This window comes from uncultured Clostridium sp., from assembly GCF_900547735.1.
Taxonomy (GTDB): domain Bacteria; phylum Bacillota; class Clostridia; order Lachnospirales; family Lachnospiraceae; genus Otoolea.
The window spans coordinates 19044-37980 of record NZ_URHZ01000009.1 but is presented as its reverse complement, the minus strand read 5'-3'; the positions used below and the strand labels follow the sequence as shown (position 1 = coordinate 37980).

General features: G+C 48.5%; 23 protein-coding genes. 17 read left to right on the top strand and 6 right to left on the bottom strand.

Translation table 11 applies throughout. From position 1 onward, the window contains the following. Positions 1–74: 74 nt before the first annotated feature. A complete protein-coding gene (locus QZT18_RS04510) occupies positions 75–1025 on the bottom strand; it encodes a DUF1848 domain-containing protein (RefSeq protein ID WP_294145017.1) in 951 nt (316 codons plus the stop codon). A 421-nt stretch (positions 1026–1446) separates the two neighbouring features. On the opposite strand from QZT18_RS04510, the gene QZT18_RS04505 reads away from it, so the two are divergent. The 6 genes from QZT18_RS04505 (at position 1447) to QZT18_RS04480 (ending at position 5028) form a co-directional block, all read left to right on the top strand. After that, positions 1447–1710 carry a helix-turn-helix transcriptional regulator gene (locus tag QZT18_RS04505; RefSeq protein ID WP_294145014.1) on the top strand — a complete coding sequence of 88 codons (264 nt, stop codon included), beginning with the start codon at positions 1447–1449 and terminating at the stop codon, positions 1708–1710. Beyond that, positions 1682–2134 carry a peptide deformylase gene (gene def / locus QZT18_RS04500; protein WP_294145012.1) on the top strand — a complete coding sequence of 151 codons (453 nt, stop codon included), beginning with the start codon at positions 1682–1684 and terminating at the stop codon, positions 2132–2134. Before QZT18_RS04505 ends, def begins: the two co-directional genes overlap by 29 nt. A 122-nt stretch (positions 2135–2256) precedes the next feature. Beyond that, positions 2257–3549 (top strand): glutamine-hydrolyzing GMP synthase, encoded by a 1293-nt coding sequence (gene guaA / locus QZT18_RS04495; protein ID WP_294145010.1) that lies wholly within the window; start codon positions 2257–2259, stop codon positions 3547–3549. A 263-nt stretch (positions 3550–3812) separates the two neighbouring features. Further along, a complete protein-coding gene (locus QZT18_RS04490; protein WP_294145008.1) occupies positions 3813–4061 on the top strand; it encodes a type II toxin-antitoxin system prevent-host-death family antitoxin in 249 nt (82 codons plus the stop codon). Positions 4062–4067: 6 nt separating this feature from the next. Next, the gene (locus QZT18_RS04485) at positions 4068–4367 is read left to right on the top strand and encodes a type II toxin-antitoxin system RelE/ParE family toxin (protein WP_366925790.1); all 300 of its coding nucleotides are present in this window, start codon (positions 4068–4070) and stop codon (positions 4365–4367) included. A gap of 76 nt (positions 4368–4443) precedes the next feature. Further along, entirely contained in the window at positions 4444–5028 is a 585-nt protein-coding gene (locus tag QZT18_RS04480) for an ATP-binding protein (RefSeq protein WP_294145004.1), read from the top strand. A gap of 109 nt (positions 5029–5137) precedes the next feature. On the opposite strand, the gene QZT18_RS04475 is transcribed toward QZT18_RS04480, so the two are convergent. The 3 genes from QZT18_RS04475 to QZT18_RS04465 are packed head-to-tail and all read right to left on the bottom strand — an operon-like array spanning position 5138 to position 6767. Continuing rightward, on the bottom strand, positions 5138–5350 hold the full coding sequence (locus tag QZT18_RS04475; protein ID WP_294145002.1) for a hypothetical protein: 213 nt from the start codon (positions 5348–5350) through the stop codon (positions 5138–5140). A gap of 23 nt (positions 5351–5373) precedes the next feature. Then, positions 5374–5862, bottom strand: a complete 489-nt coding sequence (locus QZT18_RS04470) for an N-acetyltransferase (RefSeq protein WP_294145110.1) — start codon at positions 5860–5862, stop codon at positions 5374–5376. Further along, complete coding sequence (locus QZT18_RS04465; protein WP_294145000.1) at positions 5862–6767, bottom strand: PhzF family isomerase; 906 nt, start codon at positions 6765–6767, stop codon at positions 5862–5864. The genes QZT18_RS04470 and QZT18_RS04465 overlap by 1 nt, the downstream gene beginning before the upstream one ends. 216 nt (positions 6768–6983) lie before the next feature. Between QZT18_RS04465 and QZT18_RS04460 the strand changes: the two genes are divergently transcribed. After that, positions 6984–7346: a DUF4180 domain-containing protein gene (locus QZT18_RS04460; RefSeq protein ID WP_294144999.1), complete on the top strand. Its 363-nt coding sequence runs from the start codon at positions 6984–6986 to the stop codon at positions 7344–7346. A gap of 110 nt (positions 7347–7456) precedes the next feature. Here QZT18_RS04460 and QZT18_RS04455 read toward each other — a convergent pair whose 3' ends face one another. Further along, the gene (locus QZT18_RS04455) at positions 7457–8803 is read right to left on the bottom strand and encodes an MATE family efflux transporter (protein WP_366925789.1); all 1347 of its coding nucleotides are present in this window, start codon (positions 8801–8803) and stop codon (positions 7457–7459) included. Positions 8804–8959: 156 nt separating this feature from the next. On the opposite strand from QZT18_RS04455, the gene QZT18_RS04450 reads away from it, so the two are divergent. From QZT18_RS04450 to QZT18_RS04440, 3 genes are all read left to right on the top strand, one after another. Further along, a complete protein-coding gene (locus QZT18_RS04450; protein ID WP_294144997.1) occupies positions 8960–9778 on the top strand; it encodes a MerR family transcriptional regulator in 819 nt (272 codons plus the stop codon). A 71-nt stretch (positions 9779–9849) separates the two neighbouring features. Next, complete coding sequence (locus QZT18_RS04445; RefSeq protein WP_366925797.1) at positions 9850–10323, top strand: sigma-70 family RNA polymerase sigma factor; 474 nt, start codon at positions 9850–9852, stop codon at positions 10321–10323. Then, entirely contained in the window at positions 10320–11228 is a 909-nt protein-coding gene (locus tag QZT18_RS04440; protein ID WP_294144993.1) for a zf-HC2 domain-containing protein, read from the top strand. Before QZT18_RS04445 ends, QZT18_RS04440 begins: the two co-directional genes overlap by 4 nt. Before the next feature lie 133 nt (positions 11229–11361). On the opposite strand, the gene QZT18_RS04435 is transcribed toward QZT18_RS04440, so the two are convergent. Further along, on the bottom strand, positions 11362–11943 hold the full coding sequence (locus tag QZT18_RS04435; RefSeq protein WP_294144991.1) for a DNA-3-methyladenine glycosylase I: 582 nt from the start codon (positions 11941–11943) through the stop codon (positions 11362–11364). Positions 11944–12202: 259 nt separating this feature from the next. Between QZT18_RS04435 and QZT18_RS04430 the strand changes: the two genes are divergently transcribed. The 7 genes from QZT18_RS04430 (at position 12203) to QZT18_RS04400 (ending at position 18933) form a co-directional block, all read left to right on the top strand. Then, a complete protein-coding gene (locus QZT18_RS04430) occupies positions 12203–12820 on the top strand; it encodes a TetR/AcrR family transcriptional regulator (protein WP_294144990.1) in 618 nt (205 codons plus the stop codon). Between the two features lie 5 nt (positions 12821–12825). Continuing rightward, entirely contained in the window at positions 12826–14214 is a 1389-nt protein-coding gene (locus tag QZT18_RS04425; protein WP_294144988.1) for an MATE family efflux transporter, read from the top strand. Beyond that, complete coding sequence (locus QZT18_RS04420; protein ID WP_294144986.1) at positions 14211–14501, top strand: AAA family ATPase; 291 nt, start codon at positions 14211–14213, stop codon at positions 14499–14501. Before QZT18_RS04425 ends, QZT18_RS04420 begins: the two co-directional genes overlap by 4 nt. Before the next feature lie 304 nt (positions 14502–14805). Further along, positions 14806–16242: an MATE family efflux transporter gene (locus QZT18_RS04415; RefSeq protein ID WP_294144983.1), complete on the top strand. Its 1437-nt coding sequence runs from the start codon at positions 14806–14808 to the stop codon at positions 16240–16242. Beyond that, a complete protein-coding gene (locus QZT18_RS04410; RefSeq protein ID WP_294144981.1) occupies positions 16218–16802 on the top strand; it encodes an AAA family ATPase in 585 nt (194 codons plus the stop codon). The genes QZT18_RS04415 and QZT18_RS04410 overlap by 25 nt, the downstream gene beginning before the upstream one ends. A 245-nt stretch (positions 16803–17047) precedes the next feature. Continuing rightward, positions 17048–17689 (top strand): pyroglutamyl-peptidase I, encoded by a 642-nt coding sequence (gene pcp, locus QZT18_RS04405; protein WP_294144979.1) that lies wholly within the window; start codon positions 17048–17050, stop codon positions 17687–17689. A 26-nt stretch (positions 17690–17715) separates the two neighbouring features. Then, the gene (locus tag QZT18_RS04400; protein WP_294144978.1) at positions 17716–18933 is read left to right on the top strand and encodes a hypothetical protein; all 1218 of its coding nucleotides are present in this window, start codon (positions 17716–17718) and stop codon (positions 18931–18933) included. The last annotated feature ends 4 nt before the right edge of the window (positions 18934–18937 follow it).

The window sequence follows — 18937 nt, the reverse complement described above, 5'->3', positions numbered from 1 at the left end:
ATAGAGGCGTTGGTCAGGTTACTCCGGTACGCTTTGCCGGCACATATTGACTCATCTTTTCAATCAGTTTATCTTCAATCGGGAGGGAGTCTGGAAAACAGATCAAGTTGTCTGTTTTGCAGGCTCTTTACCTTCCGTTCCGTTACCTTATCAAGTTCCGTGAGGCGGCCGCAGAGCAGAGGGGAATGCTCGTCGTACATCCGGCCGCGTTTTTCCAGGGTTTGGCTGCTGTGATTGGCATAGCAGTAAATACAGCCGTTTCGGCATGTATTGTAGAGACCCAGGTCAATACTCGCGGCACAGCCGCATTCGGGACGCTGGTTCTTATCCTTCTCCACGTTGAGGGAACAGCCCAGAAGGCTTGAAATCAAACGGCCGTCGATGCAGCAGCCATGGGCGATGCTGCAGGAAGATAAATCGATCTTTTCCGAACATGTTTCCATAATCATGCCAAAGGAGCGGGCAATGGAGGATAACTCCTTTGCAAGTTCCGAAACTGCGCTGTCCGGAAGTTCCCGGATGCCGTACTTCTTTGCCGGACCGGCAATGGAAGAGTAGAGGTCTATAAAGCTGATGACGCACCTTTCCGTACAGCCCTGCAATGCACCGGCCAGGGAGGCAAAACGGTCCAGGTGCCATGAGAACGTATACGTTTCATTAAGAATAATGGGATCATAGCGCCAGATTACCCGCCGCTTTCCAATGAGCTGGGAGAGGGTATGGAAGGTAGAAATGCGTTCGGAAACGGGAGGAAGATTCTTTTCAAGAGCCTCTCCGTACGCATTCAGAGTATATTGGAAATAGTACATGTAGTCCTGCAGTTCCTGTAATCTGTGAATCATCGGTTTAGGGTTTTTGCTCCAGAACACAATGCAGTCGACAACGTCGGGACTTAAGCTGACTTTGCTTATCTGGTGAGAATTAAACGGATTCTGTACAAGGGCGTATTGCTCTCTGAGCCGATTCATAAACCAGCCGGAAAAAAAGGCAGGAATATCGGTTCTTCTGCTGGCGCTGATTATCATGGCAGCCCTCCTTAAAAATAATATCGAACAAATGTTCTGATTGCATTATAGCCCATGTCACTGAAGATTGCAAGAGAAAAATACTACAAAGTAGATTTGGCAGAAAGATCAGTTACTGTCCACAGGTAGTATTCCGCGAGGTGTTTTTTGTGAGTGAAGCGTAGCGAATGTCACAGACAGTGGGCCCCCTTGGGTCAAACCCGAGGGTTGCGGCACGAAACGAACGGGAACAGAAAAAAAGTTATGGTTTACACTTCAGCCGGAAATCGGATGCATTGCATACAATAACACGCTTAGAGACGTAGAGAAACGGTAAAAAACAATAAAAGAATTATAGTTAAAAGTAAGGTTGACATTACATTGAACAGCTTTTATACTGTAAGCAGTATATGTAAGGTAAACATTACATAGGAGGACAGCAGTGAAAAACAGAATCAGGGAATTGAGGGAGAAAAAAGGCATAACCCAGGAGCAGCTTGGGGAGATGGTCGGAACCTCAAGACAGGCAATCAATGCAATAGAGACAGAAAAATTCGAACCGTCGATCTGGCTTGCCTATGGCATAGCGCAGGTGTTCGGCTGTTCCGTTGAAGAGGTATTTTTATTTGCGGAAAGCCGGAAAAAATCAAGAGCCGACTGCAGCAGAAGGGAGAACCATGGCGATCAGGCAGATTCGGAAGAATGATGATGAAATATTGAGGAAAAGGTGCAAAGAGGTCAAGGCAGTGGATGATAAAATCAGGGAGCTGCTGGATGATATGATGAATACGCTGCATCATACGGAAAATGCGGCGGCCATGGCGGCCAACCAGGTAGGGATCTTGAAACGGCTGGTTGTCATTGATTACTGCGATGTATGCCTGAAGCTGGTCAACCCGAAAATAATCGGCAGAAGCGGGGTGCAGGAGTGTATTGAGGGCTGCCTCAGCTTCCCCGGCCGATTTGCAAAGACGATCCGCCCGCAGAAAGTAACGGTTCAGGCCCTGGACGAAAACGGCATGGAGATCATCGTGACCGGAGAAGGGGAGATGGCAAAATGCTACTGCCATGAGCTGGAACATCTGGACGGAGAGGTCTTTTTAGATAAGGCAATTGAAGAATTACACTGAGAATATGAGCGGTAACTTAAGAAAATGAAGGAAAAAAGTTCCCTATTCAGCCATTATCAGTTATAATGAAAAAACAGGAAATTTGTGAAATAAAAAATTAAGCATACAAAGGAGACGAAATCATGAAACAGGACATGATTGTTATTCTGGATTTGGGCAGCACGGAGAACACGGTAATTGCCCGTCAGATCCGCGACATGGGAGTTTACAGTGAGATTCATCCCCACGATATCACCGTGGCCGAATTAAAGGCACTGCAGAATGTAAAGGGAATTATTTTGAACGGCGGAGAAAACCGCGTCGTGGACGGTGCGGCCGTAGACGTCGGCCCGGAGATTTACAACTGTGGATATCCCGTAATGTCAATCGATCATCCGACCGCGAAATGTGAACAGCAGCTTTCAGAACTCCCGTCGGAAGAAGTGCTGAGAACATTTGTGTTTGAAGCATGCAAGGCAGAGCCGAACTGGAATATGAAAAATTTCATCGAAGATCAGGTGGAATTAATCAGAAAACAGGTTGGTGACAGAAAGGTCCTTCTCGCTCTTTCAGGCGGAGTAGATTCCTCCGTTGTAGCCGCCCTGCTGATCAAGGCAATCGGACAGCAGCTTGTATGTGTCCATGTCAACCACGGGCTGATGCGTAAAAATGAGTCCGAGAGCGTTATTGAAATTTTCAGGGACCAGCTTCATGCGAACTTAATCTACGTCGATGCGACGGAGCGTTTCTTAGGAAAATTAGAGAATGTTTCGGATCCGGAGCAGAAGAGAAAGATTATCGGCGGAGAATTTATCCGTGTATTTGAGGAAGAAGCAAGAAAACTTGAGGGAATTGATTTCCTGGGTCAGGGAACAATTTATCCCGACATCATCGAGAGCGGAACAAAGACGGCCAAGATGGTAAAATCCCATCACAACGTGGGCGGCCTTCCGGAAGATTTGAAATTTGAACTGGTGGAACCGTTAAAACAGTTATTTAAAGACGAAGTGCGCGCCTGCGGCGTGGAACTGGGACTTCCTGCCGGTATGGTTTACCGCCAGCCGTTCCCGGGACCGGGACTCGGAGTCCGCTGTCTGGGAGCCATCACGCGCGACCGTCTGGAGGCGGTGAGAGAGTCGGATGCCATCTTAAGGGAAGAATTTGAGAAGGCGGGGCTGGACAAGAAGGTATGGCAGTATTTTACCGTAGTTCCTGATTTCAAATCCGTCGGCGTAAAACACAATGCCAGAAGCTTTGAATATATGGTTATCCTTCGTGCCATCAACACAATTGACGCCATGAGCGCAACGATCGAGCGCGTGGACTGGGATGTGCTCCAGAAGATTACGGAGAGGATCCTGGCCGAGGTGGAGAATGTGAACCGGGTATGTTACGACATGTCCCCGAAGCCGCCGGCAACGATCGAATTCGAATAGATAGTAAAATCGCTACAAACCAATATTTATAAGGTCTGTAGCGATTATTTTTTTGTTCTGATTCTATTTTAATATATCCTCTGGAGCTGGTTCTGTACCATCGGAGATAAGAGTTAGTGTTAACAAAGTTAGTTGAGATAAGAACGATAAAACAACCAGAATAAATTGAAAGTGCTGTAAAATTTTAAGTTGAATTTTACAGCACTTTTGCATATAATAAAGATGTAAACAGAAACACTATTATCAGAGAAGGAGTTGATTATATGTCTAGTATTTTACCAGTATCTGATTTGAGAAATTATAATGAAGTTCTCAAAAATTGCCAAGTCGGAGAACCGGTTTTTTTAACCAAGAATGGCAGAGGAAGATTTGTAGTGCTTGATATTGAGGACTACGAGAAGGACAGAGCAGAGAAAAAATTGTTGGCTAAGCTGCAGGAAGCGGAAGAGGCTGTTGCAGATGGGACAAGGTGGTTGAGCCTTGATGAATTGAAATCAGCTATGGAGGAATAACACTTGATGAAGTTAAGGATTAACCCTCTCGTAGTAACTGATCTAAAGGTAATTAAAGATTATATTGCAGAGGATAATGCAGAAGCAGCCAGAAAGACGGTAGACGAAATTTATAAGAGTTTTGAAAACTTACAGCAGTTTCCAGCAATAGGAGCAGATTTGTCAAAGAGAGTGAGTTTCAAGACAAATTATAAATACCTGGTTCATGGGAACTACATTACCCTCTATCTTGTCAAAAATGACTATGTAGAGTTATATCGTGTGATTTATAGATACCAGGATATAACGAGCATATTGTTTCGATAGATTTGAATTTGTAGGATTGAGAAAGTAGAATTTTAGGAAATTAAGATGGACGATAGACTTTTATTTGATGCACTTAATGAAAGTGGATCAGCTGGAGCGTATTGTGAAGTTCGCTTTTGACAATGTTGGGCGGACATTCTCCGCTGCTTCCATTTCTAAATATCTGAAAAGCGAAAATCGGGCTATTGATAACGAAACGGTTTATAGCTACCTAAACAAGCTGGAAAACGCCTATATCCTCCACCGCTGTTCCCGCTTCGATGTACAGGACAAGGAAATTTTGAAAACACAGGAAAAATTCTATCTGGCTGATCCCGCGCTGCGTTACAGCGTACTGGGCTATTCTGCGGACAGTGCAGCGGCCATGCTGGAAAATATTATTTATCTGGAACTGTTGCGCCGCGGATATGAAGTATATGTTGGAAAAATGGATAGCGCCGAAATAGATTTCATTGCCGTTAAGCAGGAAAACAAGCTGTACATTCAAGTGACCCAGGAAATCGGTTCCCTTGAAACCGAAAAGCGCGAATACGGCCGACTACTTGATATTCGGGATAACTATCCTAAGTATGTACTGCGTACAGACGTATTTGCAGGCGGCAATTATGAGGGAATCAAAACCATGCATGTTGCTGATTTCCTACTAAGTGGTGAATACTAAAAGGAAAATTGAAATAAAAATAGGAAAATAGGAAACAGAGAGCCGTGAAGCCGTTCGTTCAGCAGCCTTCACGGCTCTCAATTGATCTTATGGCAACTGTCACGAGCCGTTATTCTTTTAACAATTTGTTAAAAACAACCGTCCGCTCCTTCATCGATATCTTGCCGACTTCATACCCGTATCCGGTTAACTCCTTTTTGGAATTCAAAAAAGAATGGTCTATCGGCAAGCCTGCAATCTTTTCAATCTCATCAAAGGTTAACTTAAACGATTCGTTTCCCGTCTTTTTCACATATTCCCATAAAGAATTATATTTACTCATATAACCCCCTTTCGATCCTGCACTTATGAAAGGCCGGACAAATTATGTACCATAATGTACTCTTCATCATTTTCTCTTACAGCTTCAAACCCGAGGTTCCGATACATCTTTACCGCATAATTTGCTTTTTGTACGGACAGTGAGACTCGCTCATATCCGTGTTCCTTTAAGCAGCCAAGCATGCTTTTCATCAGGGCGGTTCCGATTCCCAGTCCCCGGTATTCTCTGTACAGGGAGATGGCAAGAGAGGGGGCTCGGCCGTCAAGGTGGCCGTAATCGTCCATAATGCGTACCCAGACGCAGCCAGCCGATTTTCCCGATATCTCTGCGACGAATCCCAGGTCGTCTTCATAGTCACCAAAGTGCTCAACATACAGTTTCAATTCGGGACAGGCGGTTACCGACTTTGGCGGCGGTTTTGCACCGTCGGGGACGAAGATGGCTTCGTATAAAAAATCATTCAACAGCGGATATTCATTTTCTTCCATCCTGCGTATCGTATAGTCTGTCATCAAATCTCCACTTCCGTTGAAAACGCCACAACCGCGCGTCCAAAGATCTGAACCTGAACCGGTTTTCCGTCCGATATGGAAACCTTGACTTCCATGCCTCCGGTTCTTCCGATTGCCTCACCCTGCACAATGTGAAAGGAAAACTCGTCTTTTGCCGCATCGGCAAACCCGAGATGCACCAGATAGGCCCCGAGCGGTCCATTGGCATTGCCGGTTACCGGATCTTCCGGGATGCCGCCTGCCGGGGAGAACATTCGGCCGTGCACCATCGGATCTTCATTGGGGGTGAGCGTAAAAACGTAATACCCGTTACATCCGACTGCACTGCTTAAACGTGCCAGCGCGGGTAAATCCGGCTGCAAACCGTGGAGACGTTCCAGATCACGGATCCGTATCATCAATTTCGAATGTCCGGTTGATGCCACTGCCATGGGGACATCTTCGGTAAGCTGATCCATAGTAAGCCCCAGCGCCGCCATAATCTGTTCCTGATACTCGGCGGACAGCGGTTCTTCTATCTTAATTTCTCCCTGGGTCATGGCAATCCGGTAATCGTCATTCTCACGGTAAATATCGACGGGAAGCGTTCCGGCTCCCGTTTTCTGGAATACCCGGTTATGGCCCTGCATGTTCTTTTCCAGCGCATTGGCATAATGTGCCGCAATGGTAGCGTGGCCGCAGATCGGCACCTCCCTTGTCGGCGTGAAAAAGCGGACATGCATGTCACAGTCTTCACAGTTTTCCGTGAAAATGAATGCGGTTTCCGAATTGTTCAGTTCCCGGGCGATCTGCTGCATTTCCGAAGGGGTAAGCCCGTCGGCATTCGTGATGACTCCCGCCGGATTTCCGGTGAATCGTTTTGTTGTAAAAGAATCAATTTGATATAAACGGTAGATTTTTCCCATGTAGGCGTCCTCCTGATATGGTCTGCGGTTCGGCAGTGAGATGGTGATTATTCATTACTGCTATTATAAAGCCGGGAAGGAGGCACTGCAAGAACGTTCTTTGGAAGATAGGGAGATGATTTCGGCGGATGTTCAAATTTGACAAAACCCGTTAACTATGATATCGTCTTAAACTAACAGAAATTTGTACTGCAAATCTAATATGAGGAGGAACTAATGAACGTCGAAACTATAAAAGCAAACGGAACAAACATTGCAGTTGTTTCCAGCAATGAGAAAATAATCACAGACACGCAGACAGCGCTCGATTTTATCATGAGCGTAAGGTATGAGACAGATGCGGAACGAATCGTGATAAATAAAGAGGCACTTGCAGAAGATTTTTTTATTCTCAGCACGGGAATAGCAGGTGAGATTCTTCAGAAATTTATCAACTACCATGTGAAAGCTGCAGTTTACGGCGATTATTCCCAATATACGAGTAAGCCGCTGAAGGATTTTATATACGAAAGCAATTGTGGCAAAGATATCTTCTTCACGGCGACAAAAGAAGAGGCGATCGAAAAACTGAAAAAATAAACAAAGCAGTAAAGAACGGCAGGCATACCGGATGACGGACATGCCTGCCGTTTTTTGCCGTATTCCCGGAGATAATGCAGTTACTCCGGTTATCCCGCGGCAGCAGAAGCTCAATACCGGTACCGTTTTTTGTACCGGAAAAACATAAATGCGGACAGGAACAGCGCCATCAGCTCCGCGGCCGGGTTTGCCAGCCAGGCGCCGTTGATTCCCAGTACGGCCGGTAAGATGAGCATGGCGGCCACCATGAAGACAAAGGAGCGGGTGAACGCCAGGAGGGCGGAGATAAAACCGTTCGACAGCGCGGTAAACATGCTGCTGGCAAAGATATTGAAGCCGATAAACAGCAGCGCCAGGGAACAGATCCGATTGCCTGTGACGGCGAGTCCGAAGACGGGGTTATCCGGCCGGACAAAAACAGATACCAGGGGTCTTGTGGCCGCGATTGACAGCACCATGGCTAAGACCGAGACAGCGCCGATAATCTTTAAACTCGTCGTGATCAGGGACTTGAGTTTCAGTTGATTTTTTTCACCGTAATAAAAGCTGATCATCGGGGCAACCCCATAGGCGTAGCCCGTATAAATGGAACCGGCGAACATCAGCACGTACATGATAATTGTAATCGCGGCAACGCCGTCCTCGCCGGCATATTTCAACATGATCCAGTTAAACATCAGGGTCACGATTCCCGTGACAAGGGAGGTAGCCATTTCGGAGGAACCGTTGGACGCCGCATGTAGGAGAACTTCGGGCCGGACAACCGGTTTTTTAAAGTACAACATGTTCTTTTTATCCGAAAAGATAAACAGTCCGGCAACGGCCGTCACCGAATAGCCCAGGCCCGTTGCGATTGCCGCCCCGCTGATCCCCATATCAAATATGGCTATAAATACGTAATCCAGCACAATATTCAGGATACCGCCCGCCGCGGTACAGACCAGGGAAACCTGGGATTTCCCGATGGCGATCATGTAGAGCGTAAAGTTATTCATCAGAAGGATCGGCACCGTAAATAAAAGATATTGCCCCAGATATTCGGAGCAGTAACCGGAAACCTCTGGAGACAGCGACATACTGCCGAAGATGGGCTGCATCACAGCGCGGCCCGCGAGGTACATGATCAGGCCGACAGCCACATTGACCAGGATTAAAAATGTAAAGTCCTGCCTGGATTCTTCCTGCAGCCCGGCTCCCATTTTTTTCATAATAACGGCGCTCCCGCCGGTTGCCAGCATCGTGGAGACGGCAGTCACCAGAGTGATGGCGGGCGCAGTCAGGTTGATGGCGGACAGGGCTCCCGTCCCGATGAGGTTTGAGACAAACAGGCCGTCCACCATGGTGTAAAATGACATAAATACCGTCATGACAATGGTCGGAACGGCGAATTTCATAATATTCTTAAGCGTCACAGGTTTCTGGTAGACGTTCTCAGCCGGTAAGTTCTTGTTATTCACGATTATTTCCTCCGTATTTGATTGTTGCCGGTTGGCACATATAGTATAATAGACCGTACAGTTACTGTACGGTCAAGAGGAAAATTGAATTTCCGGAAAAATGATGGAACGGGCCGACGTTTGATGTCACAGCCCAAGGATAAAAGGAGAGGGAAAATGTCTAAAAATCAGAATACGCAGTTCACAATCGGTCAGTTTGCGGCCCTGCATGGAATCAATAAGAAGACACTCATGTGGTACGATGAAATTGGACTGTTTAAACCTGCCGCAATTAAGAAAAACGGATACCGGTACTATACGTATTACCAGAGTTCCGTGCTGGAGACAATCCTGATGCTGAGGGAGCTGAACGTTTCCATCGGGGAGATACGCGAATTCATGGAACTGCGTTCGCCATCCCGGCTAAAAGAGCTTCTGGAAGAAAAGATCAAAGAGGTGGACAAAACGGTCAATCATTTAAAACAGCTTCGAAAGACGCTGACGGCCCGAAAAGAGGAGATGAGTTTTCTGCTGTCCCTGGATCTTTCGGATATCACCGTTGTGGAAAAAGAAAAGCGTTATATAGCAGTTGTGGATACCCCGCAGGGAATGTCTTTTGAAACAGAAATTGAGATGGTCATCGAGGAGGCGGGAAAATATCAGTTGTCGAGGCTGCATGACGCGGAATACGGCTCCATGATTTCCGTGGAAAATCTGTACGGCGGTAAGACAGACGAGTATTCCGGGATGTTTATGAGGATCCCCAGCCCGCTGGAACGGAAAGGACTCCGGATACAGCCGGCGGGCAGGTATTTAACGGCATATTACAGGGGAAACTGGGACGGACTGGCCGGGAAATATAAAGAGCTGCTGGCATATGCGGAGGAAAAGGGACTTAAATTATGCGGCTATGCCTATGAGACGGGAATTAATGAGCTTGTGATTAATTCGATTGATGAATATGTGACGCAGATTGAAATTTTGACGGAAAATTAATTTAAATAATTTGTAACGAAACGGGGAAAATCCGGATAAATAAGGTGAAAGGGGGAGCTGCCGTGCATGACATGGATGAGATTTATCATAAATATGCCGGAATGGTCTATAAGTTTCTGCTTGCCAGGACGGGAAACCGGGATTTGGCGGAAGAATTGACACAGGAAACATTTTACCGCGCAGTTTATTCCCTGAAAACCTATGACGGCACTTGCAGGGTTTCCACCTGGCTGTGCCAGATTGCAAAACATGTCTGGATGCAGGAACTGGAAAAACGGAAAAAACACCAGACGGACGAACTGCCGGACGACCTTATCTTTGATGGCGCCGGGGCTGAGGAAACGGTGCTGATGGCGGAGCAGAAGTTATCCTTAATGAAAAAACTCCATCAGGTGAAAGAACCGGCAAGAGAGGTGATGTACCTCCGGATCTTCGGTGAGCTGAGTTTCAGGGAAATAGGCGAGATACTGGGGCAGAGTGAGACCTGGGCCAGGGTTACGTTTTACAGGGGGAAGAAGGAATTGCTGAAAGGAGAGAAGACATGAAGCGCGAAATCGATTGTAAAATTATACAGGATCTGCTCCCACTTTACGTTGACGGGCTCACCTCCGATTCCAGTAACCAGGCTGTTAAGGAACATCTGGAAGAATGCCGGGAGTGCCGGAGCATTCTGGAAAAACTGGAGACGCCAATCGGGGAACCGGACGGAGCGGAGGTTAAGGAGCTGGACTTTTTAAAGACACTCCGTAAGAAGAATAAACGGATAATCCGGGCGGCGGCAATTCTTCTTGGCGTTATACTGGCGGCAGTTCTAGCCGCCGCAGTGAGAATATTCGTGGTGGGAATGCCGGTAAGCCCCGAATCCATTACTTATGAATGCAGCTATGATGAGGAGAAAGGAGAACTGACCGTCCATGGAGTTATCAACCTTCATATGACGGAGTTCAGCGGCCTGACCGTGAAAGAAGATCCCGCCTATGCGGGGGTAATGAACCTGGAAGTACGCGGCGCAGATCGCTTCTCTTACGATAAAAAGTATCGGACGGAGTTTACCGGCACGGTGAAAATCCCGGATGACGGTAATAACTGGAGGGTGGATTTGGTCGGACCCAGCTATCAGAGAATTACCGTTTGGGACAGTTTCCGTTTTGAGGATTTGCCAGAAACGGACAAACAGGAATATCTGGAAGGAGAAGTACATGTGACCTCGGAAGAAGTGAGAAAAATAAAGCCCGGGATGACGGCCGGGGAAATACAGGAACTGTTGGGGACAACGGCCGCCTGCTACGAAGGCGGTTCTCTGGATTATTCCCTGGGATACATTGTGGATGAGGAGTACCTGATAGAAATTATTTTTTCCACCCTGAATGAGGAGCAGCCCTGCGGGATGACGGGAGACGAGATACTGGCGTCTAAGGTGCCGAAGGGAGAAAGCAGATTCGGGCAGTGAGGTATGCCATGAGTTGTACGGAATGTAGGCTTTGCCAACACTTTAAAAGGAGTCCGTCTTGCCGGACTCCTTCCTGTGTCTGATGCAGTTTTCCTCCCGGAGAGGGGATTTATCCTATTTTCGCGCTGCTGTTTCAGCGCTGTGTTTTCAAAAGCTCTTCATAAACGAAACAATCCGTTATATGGTCATTGACCATCCCTATGGCCTGTATGAATGAATAAATTGTGGTGGAACCCACGAACTTAAATCCCATCTTTTTCAAGTCTTTGCTGATTTTGTCGGAGAGCGGAGTGTTGGCAGGCATCTCCTCCATGGTTTTCCAGTGGTTGGTAATGGGCTTGTGATCCACATAGGCCCAGATAAACTGATCAAAACTTCCGTATTTTTGGACGGTTTCCAAAAAGGCCCCGGCGTTGTTTACGGCGGCATTGATTTTCAGGCGGTTCCTGATGATCCCCTTGTTTTCCATCAGTTCCTGGATTTTATCTTCGCCGTAATGAATGATTTTTTCAGGGTCAAATCCGTCAAAAGCCGCCCGGAATGCCTCTCTTTTATTCAGAACCGTAATCCATGAAAGACCTGCCTGCATGGATTCCAGGGTCAGCATTTCAAACAGCTTCCTGTCGTCATGTTCGGGACGCCCCCATTCATTGTCGTGATAGTCAATATAGATGGGAGTGCTGCCTGCCCAGGAACATCTTATTTTTTCGCACATAAAGTGTCTCCTTTCATACCATAAGGCGATTTGGCCGATGTGTACTCTGTATTTCTATTTTTCTGATCAGCGCCTTTAACAGAGGCGCCTTTTGTATAGTGACATCTTATCACAGAATCGGCCGGCCGTATATTGCAATCTGCAAAGGAAAATGAACGGCAGAATATCGCAGGAGAATGTTTCTGATAAATATTGACCACCTGGTCTATTTGTGGTATTCTATAAAAATAGACCAAGTGGTCAATGTTTGGAGGCAGATATGAAACGGGAAGAAAAAAATTTAATGACACGCCGGAAAATCATGGACAGTGCAATGAAAGAATTTGCCGATAAGGGTTACGGCTTAAGTTCGGTCAATACCATCTGCAGTGACGGGGATATTTCGAAAGGAATCCTTTACCACTATTTTAAGGACAAGGATGAAATCTACCTGATGTGCGTGAAGGAATGTTTTGACGGACTCACCCGGCATATGAAGGAACATATGCAGGGCGGTTCGGATGGGATGCAGGAGAGGCTGAACCGGTATTTTGAGGAGCGGTTTGCCTTTTTCGCCGGGAATCCGGACTGCCAGCGTATCTTCTGCGACGCAGTGATTATGCCTCCCTCCCATTTAGAAGGGGCAATCCGTGAAATCAAGGCAGGGTTCGACGGGTTTAATATGGAAGTCCTGAATGAGATTTTGTCGCAGGTGAGGCTTAGAAAAGACGTGACGAGGCAGGAAGTGATAGACACATTCAGCCAGTACCAGGATTTTGTCAATGCGAAGTACCAGATGGCGGGAGCCTCCGGAATCGATGTTACGGAGCGTGAAAAGAGCTGCAGCCGTGCGCTGTCAATCCTGCTTTACGGCGTTATCGAGCGCGGTGAGGAGTGAGAAATATGGGGCAGGTAAAAGAATCGGTCTTATCCGAATTAGAGCCGTCAAAGGCAATTGTCAAACTGGCGGTCCCGGCGACGCTGGCATTGTTGGCAAAAGCAGTTTATAACATCGTGGACACCGCCTATATAGGAATGCTGCATTCGGACATTGCCCTGGCGGCCGTGGGGGTTACGCTCCCTCTGCTGCTGATTATGGTATCGGTGGAAAATATTTTCGCAGCCGGAGCGGCAGTTCTTGCCGGGAGGCAGCTTGGGGCAAACGACAAGGAGGGAGCCAACGTCACGGTCACCACGATCGTGGGGCTGTCCATTGTGATCGGCCTGTTTCTCTGTGTTGCGGGGATTATTTTTATGGGGCCGCTGCTGCGCTCCTTCGGGGCATCGGAGTCCGTCCTGCCGCAGGCAAAAGAGTATGCGCTCTGGATGTTTATCGCCGCTCTGGCCAATCTGCCTGCACAGAGCATGAACTGCGCGGCCAGGGCGGAATCGTCGGTTAAAATATCGTCCATCGCCGTTGTGACAGGCGCCGCGCTGAATGTGGTCCTGGATCCCGTTTTCATGTTCGACTGGGGACTGGGGCTGGGAGTGGGAGGCGCTTCTCTGGCGACCACGGTTTCACAGTTTGTCACGTTTATCATACTGGCTTGGTTTTATATGAGCGGGAAATCAATCATCAAGATACGCCCCGAGTATTTTAAAATGAACCTGCAGCTTGTGCGCACCGTAACACTGATTGGGGTGCCGACCGCCGTGATCCAGATCTGTCTTGCAGCCGCGACATCCCTGACGAACATCGCCGCCAAACCGCTGCCGGATTCAGATTTGATTATCGCGGCCTATGGTGTCGTCCAGCGTCTTGTGCTGATTGGCTGCTATATGGTCATGGGATTTATGCAGGGATATCAGCCCGTTGCCTCCTTTGCATTCGGCGCGGGCAATGAGAAACGGTTTCATGAGTGTGTCAGGTTCTCCCTGAAGGGCGCCCTGATTCTCACGGTGGCGGTGGAGGCGGTTTATATATTGCTCTCCAGACAGCTTATCATGCTTTTTAACGGAAATCCGATGGTAATCGATTATGGGGCAAAACTTCTGATTTCCCAGGTTGCCCTGTATCCGGCCTTCGGCCTTTGCTACATGATGACGATTACATACCAGACGATAGGAGCTTCCCGGTTCGGCCTGTTCCTTTCCGTAATCAGGCAGGGATTGTTTTATATTCCGTTTATCCTGATTTTGCCGCGGATGATGGGAGTGATGGGGATTTACTTTTCCCAGCCCGCCGCGGACTTACTGACGATTGTAATCTGTATCTTTGCAATTAAACCAATGAAACGGACGGCATCCCGGAGTATGGGAGGGGATGCGGCAAAAGGAGAAAATGGCAAATGAGATCGTCTATTATTACAATAAGCAGGCAGTATGGCAGCGGGGGACGCCGCATCGGCGTGCTCCTGGCCAATCATCTGGGGATTCCTCTGTACGACAAGCAGCTCTTTACCGAATCCTCCAGACGCAGCAATATCCATGAGAGTTTTTTCGTCAACGCGGAGTCGGATGGGAGCCGTTATTTTGCCCATGCATTCGATTCTGCCGTTGGGGGAGGGCATCTGCCCCTGAATGACCGTGTTTTTATAGAACAGACGCATACGATCAGGGAGCTGGCGGAGCGGGGATGATAAAAAAAGACTTTGCCTCATTTCGAAAAATATGCTATAATGAACCAAACAGCGAGTAGCTTTACTGCGTAAAACCAGTTGTAGCCTACTTGCTGTTTTTTTACGTGATAGGAGTTTCCTATTACCGTCAGTTAAAAAAGCGTGTGGCCCTCAGGCATAAATCCAGCTTGTGCGGCCGCTCTCCGTTTAAGAGTCCGGCCTGCCGGGCTTTTTTTCTTTGCCGGCGGCGCAGAGAGCGCGGTTACGCCGCTGAACAACGACCGGCCATGCGGACAAAAAATTTAGCAGCAGGAGGTTTTTTATTATGGAACAGAAGTCCAACTCTTTTCTGGAAACAGAAAAAATCAGTAATTTAATGCGGAGATATGCGGTACCCTGCATCATCTCCCTACTTGTAGCCGCATTGTACAATATTGTCGATCAGATATTCATAGCCAATGCGGATTATCTCGGCTCATATGGAAATGCCGCCAATACGGTGGTCTTTCCGCTTACCGTCGTGGCGCTGGCCATCGCGGTCATGATAGGGGACGGCTGCTGTGCGTTCGTCAGTATCTGCCTGGGGTCGAATGAAAAGGAAAATGCCCACCGCAGCATTGGTAATTCCATTGTGCTCTGCGTGATCGGCAGCGTTGTCCTGACCGCAGTCTATTTCATTTTCCAGGACCAGATTCTTGAGATGTTCGGGGGGCGCGTCAATGAGGAGACGTTCCGCCACTCAAAAGAGTATTTCACCTATATTTCCATAGGGATTCCGTTCTATATGTTCGGGCAGGCGCTGAACCCGATTATCCGCTCGGACGGGAGCCCCATGTTTGCCATGGTTTCAACACTGGCCGGCGCGGTTGTGAATCTGATTCTGGACCCTGTTTTTATCTTTATTTTCAGATGGGGCATGATGGGGGCGGCCGTGGCTACGGTAATCGGACAGGTGCTGACCGCCGTGCTGGCCGTCGGATACCTGTGCGGCATGAAGGCGGTGAGGCTGAAAAAGGAGAGTTTCAGGCTAAACGGCAGGCTGATTGCAAGATTTCTGCCTCTGGGCATATGCAGCTTTCTCTCACAGATTTCCCTGGTGGCGGCCATGGCGGCGATCAACAACATGATTCAGAAATACGGGGCAATGGACGCCGTGTTCGGACAGGAGCAGTTTGCCCAGATTCCGATGGCAGTGGTGGGAATTGTCATGAAATTTTTCCAGATTGTCATCTCGATCTCGGTCGGCATGGCGGCGGGCTGTATCCCGATTGTAGGATATAATATCGGGGCGGGACGAAAGGACCGCGCGAGGAGCCTGTTTACCCATCTTTTGGCAGCGGAAGCGGCGGTGGGGGCTGCTGCATTTCTGATTGTGGAGCTTTTGCCGAAGCAGTTGATTGCCATTTTCGGCGCTGCCAACGAGAGCGTGTATTATACGGAATTTGCAGTCAAATCATTCAGGATTTATCTCTGTATGATGATCCTGGCCTGCGTCAATAAGGCCACATTTATTTACCTTCAGTCCCTGGGCAAAGCGTTTATTTCCACAATGCTTTCCATGGTGAGGGAGGTGGTGTTCGGAGTGGGATTTGCGCTTTTGCTTCCCGCCTTCCAGGGACTCGACGGGGTGCTGTATTCGATGCCGGCGGCAGATCTGCTCACATTTTTTATCTCGGCGGCCGTGATACGGTACACTTATAGGACACTGAAAACAACGGAAAAAGTGGAGGTGGTTTCATGCAGAACAGAATTATCACAATAAGCCGGGAATTCGGCAGCGGAGGAAGAACAATTGGGAAGATGACCGCGAAAAAGCTGGGAATTCCGTGCTATGACCAGGAGCTGATAGAGAAGATTGCAAAGAAGAGCGGTTTTACAAAAGAGTTTGTTGAAGAAAAAGGGGAACATTCCCAGCACGGCGGCTGGTTTGCCAACGCCTTTACTGACAGGGGGATGAACGGCATCTCCAGCCAGGACTATCTGTGGGGAATCCAGAGGGATATTATTCTGGAACTGGCTGAAAAGGAATCCTGCGTAATTGTAGGGCGGTGCGCCGACTATATTTTAAAGGATACGGCGGACTGCCTGAAGGTATTTATCCATGCCGATATGAAAGCCAGGGCCGGCCGGATTGTGGAACAGTACGGAGAAAGCCGGTATTCCCCGGAAAAACGTCTGAGAGATAAGGATAAGCGGCGGAGCGCCTACTATCAGTTTTATACGGATTTGGAATGGGGGGCGGTGAAAAATTACCATATTGCGCTGGACAGCGGAGTGATTGGGATTGAGAAGTGTGTGGAGATTCTGGCAGGTTTGTATTAGAAAAAGAGGTGAGTGACAGAAAAATCTGGAGTTCGGAGTGCTGCGCCGCAAAACAGGCGGAGCGCTCCGGACTCTTTTTGAGCAGGCGGAGAATCCGGCGGGCAGGACTCTTTTTTAAAATTGTGCAGATAATGCTTGACCCTTGTGTAACACAAGGGTTTATAAATGAATTAACAGTCAAATTTCTGTATCGTTCTAAAAAACAATGAAACAAAGAAAAACAATTAAACAAAGGAGAGTACATCATGAAAGTATTGGTCACCGGATTTGATCCCTTCAACAATGACTCTGTAAATCCATCCTGGGAAGCGGTCAAGCTGCTGAAAAACGAAATTGCAGGCGCAGAGATTATAAAGCTCCAGGTTCCCACCGTCTTCCACAAATCTATCCGGGTCATCCGGGAGGCGATGGATCGGGAACGGCCCGACGTCGTTTTGAGCGTGGGGCAGGCCTACGGACGCGGCGATATCACACCGGAGCGGGTTGGAATTAATTTAAGCGACGCCTCTTTTCCCGACAATGAGGGGTATCAGCCCACGGACGAGCCCGTTTTTGCCGACGGAGCCGACGGATATTTTTCAAACCTGCCCGTCAAGGCCATGGTGGAGGGAATCCGGGCCAAGGGGATCCCGGCCAGCGCATCCACTACAGCGGGAACCTTTGTCTGTAACCACGTACTGTATGGCGTTCAGTATCATATCCACAGGGATTTTCCCGGTATCCGCAGCGGTTTTATCCACATTCCCTGCCTGCCGTGCCAGACCGTGAGCATGCGCGGCATGCCCAGTATGAGCCTGGCCGACGATGTTATCGCCCTGGAGGCTGCGATAGAAGCGGTTGTAACTCATGACACGGACATAGACGCAGTGGGCGGCTCTGTCAATTAAAAACAGGATCGAAAGAGAGGATAGAAATGGATTTGTCGAATATTTGGGCGTCCCCGTTGTTCTGCTTTGCAGTTTTTGCCATCATCTGGGGCGTTGGGGATATCGTGTCTTATCTGACTAAGGGCTTTTTTCCGGGACTGATTATCGCCTCCGCCATATACTTATTTGGGTTTCTCAGCGGAATCATTCCCTCCAATATCATCGGCCCGGGCGGAGAAGCGCTGGGAAATGCGGTGATCAACAGCACGCTGATGACCAGTGTCGGAGCCTTTGTTATTGCACTGCTGCTTGTAAATCTGGGTACGACGATTACGATCAGCCAGTTTATTTCCGAGTGGAAAACGGTGGTAGTTGCGCTTTGCGGACTGGTGGGTCTTGCGGTGGTCTCCTTTACCGTCAGTTCCCTCCTGTTTGGTGAGAAATATGCCCTGTGCGCCGCCTCCCCCATCGCCGGCGGCGCCATCGCTTCGGTTATGACGCAGCAGGCGGCTGAGTCGGCGGGGTTCCCGGTGTTCGGTGCGTTTGCCATGCTGGTCAACGGTTTCCAGGGCTTTGTAGGGTCGCCGCTCTCCACCGTCTGCCTGAAGAAGCAGGCCTCAAAATTTATTAATTCAGGGAAACTGCCCGAGCTTGCCGATCATAAGAGGAGCCGGTTCAATTTCCGCATCATCCCGGAACTGCCCGTAAAGCTTCAGACGACCTTTGTCATTATTGCCAAGGTGGCCGTCGTGGCAATCATTGCAAATCTGCTGTGCGTGATCGTGCCGTTTATCAATGTCAATATTATGTACCTGCTGTGCGGAATCGTCTTTTGTGAGATCGGTTTTCTGGATCGCCAGTCTCTGGCAAAAGCAAACGCCAGCGGTTTTTTGACACTGGCGCTGGTGGCGGCTTGTGTTTCCTCTTTCTCCTCCGTAGATGTGGAAGGTCTTCTTAACATGATCATTCCGATTATCGGCTGTCTTCTGGTCGGCGCCGCCGGAGTCACGGCGGCAGGCGGAATCGCGGGAAAACTCCTGGGATGGGATCCCTTTATCTCCATTGCGGTTTCCCTGACCTGTATGGTCGGTTATCCGGCTACCCAGATCAATACGGAGGGAGTTTGCAAAATGCTGGATTGCGACGAGGCGGCGGCCGCCCGGATTCAGGACTATCTCATGCCGAAAATGATCGTGGGCGGTTTTACAACCGTCACAATCGCCTCGGTGGTTTTTGCCGGAATCGTTACTCCTATGATATTCTGATAGG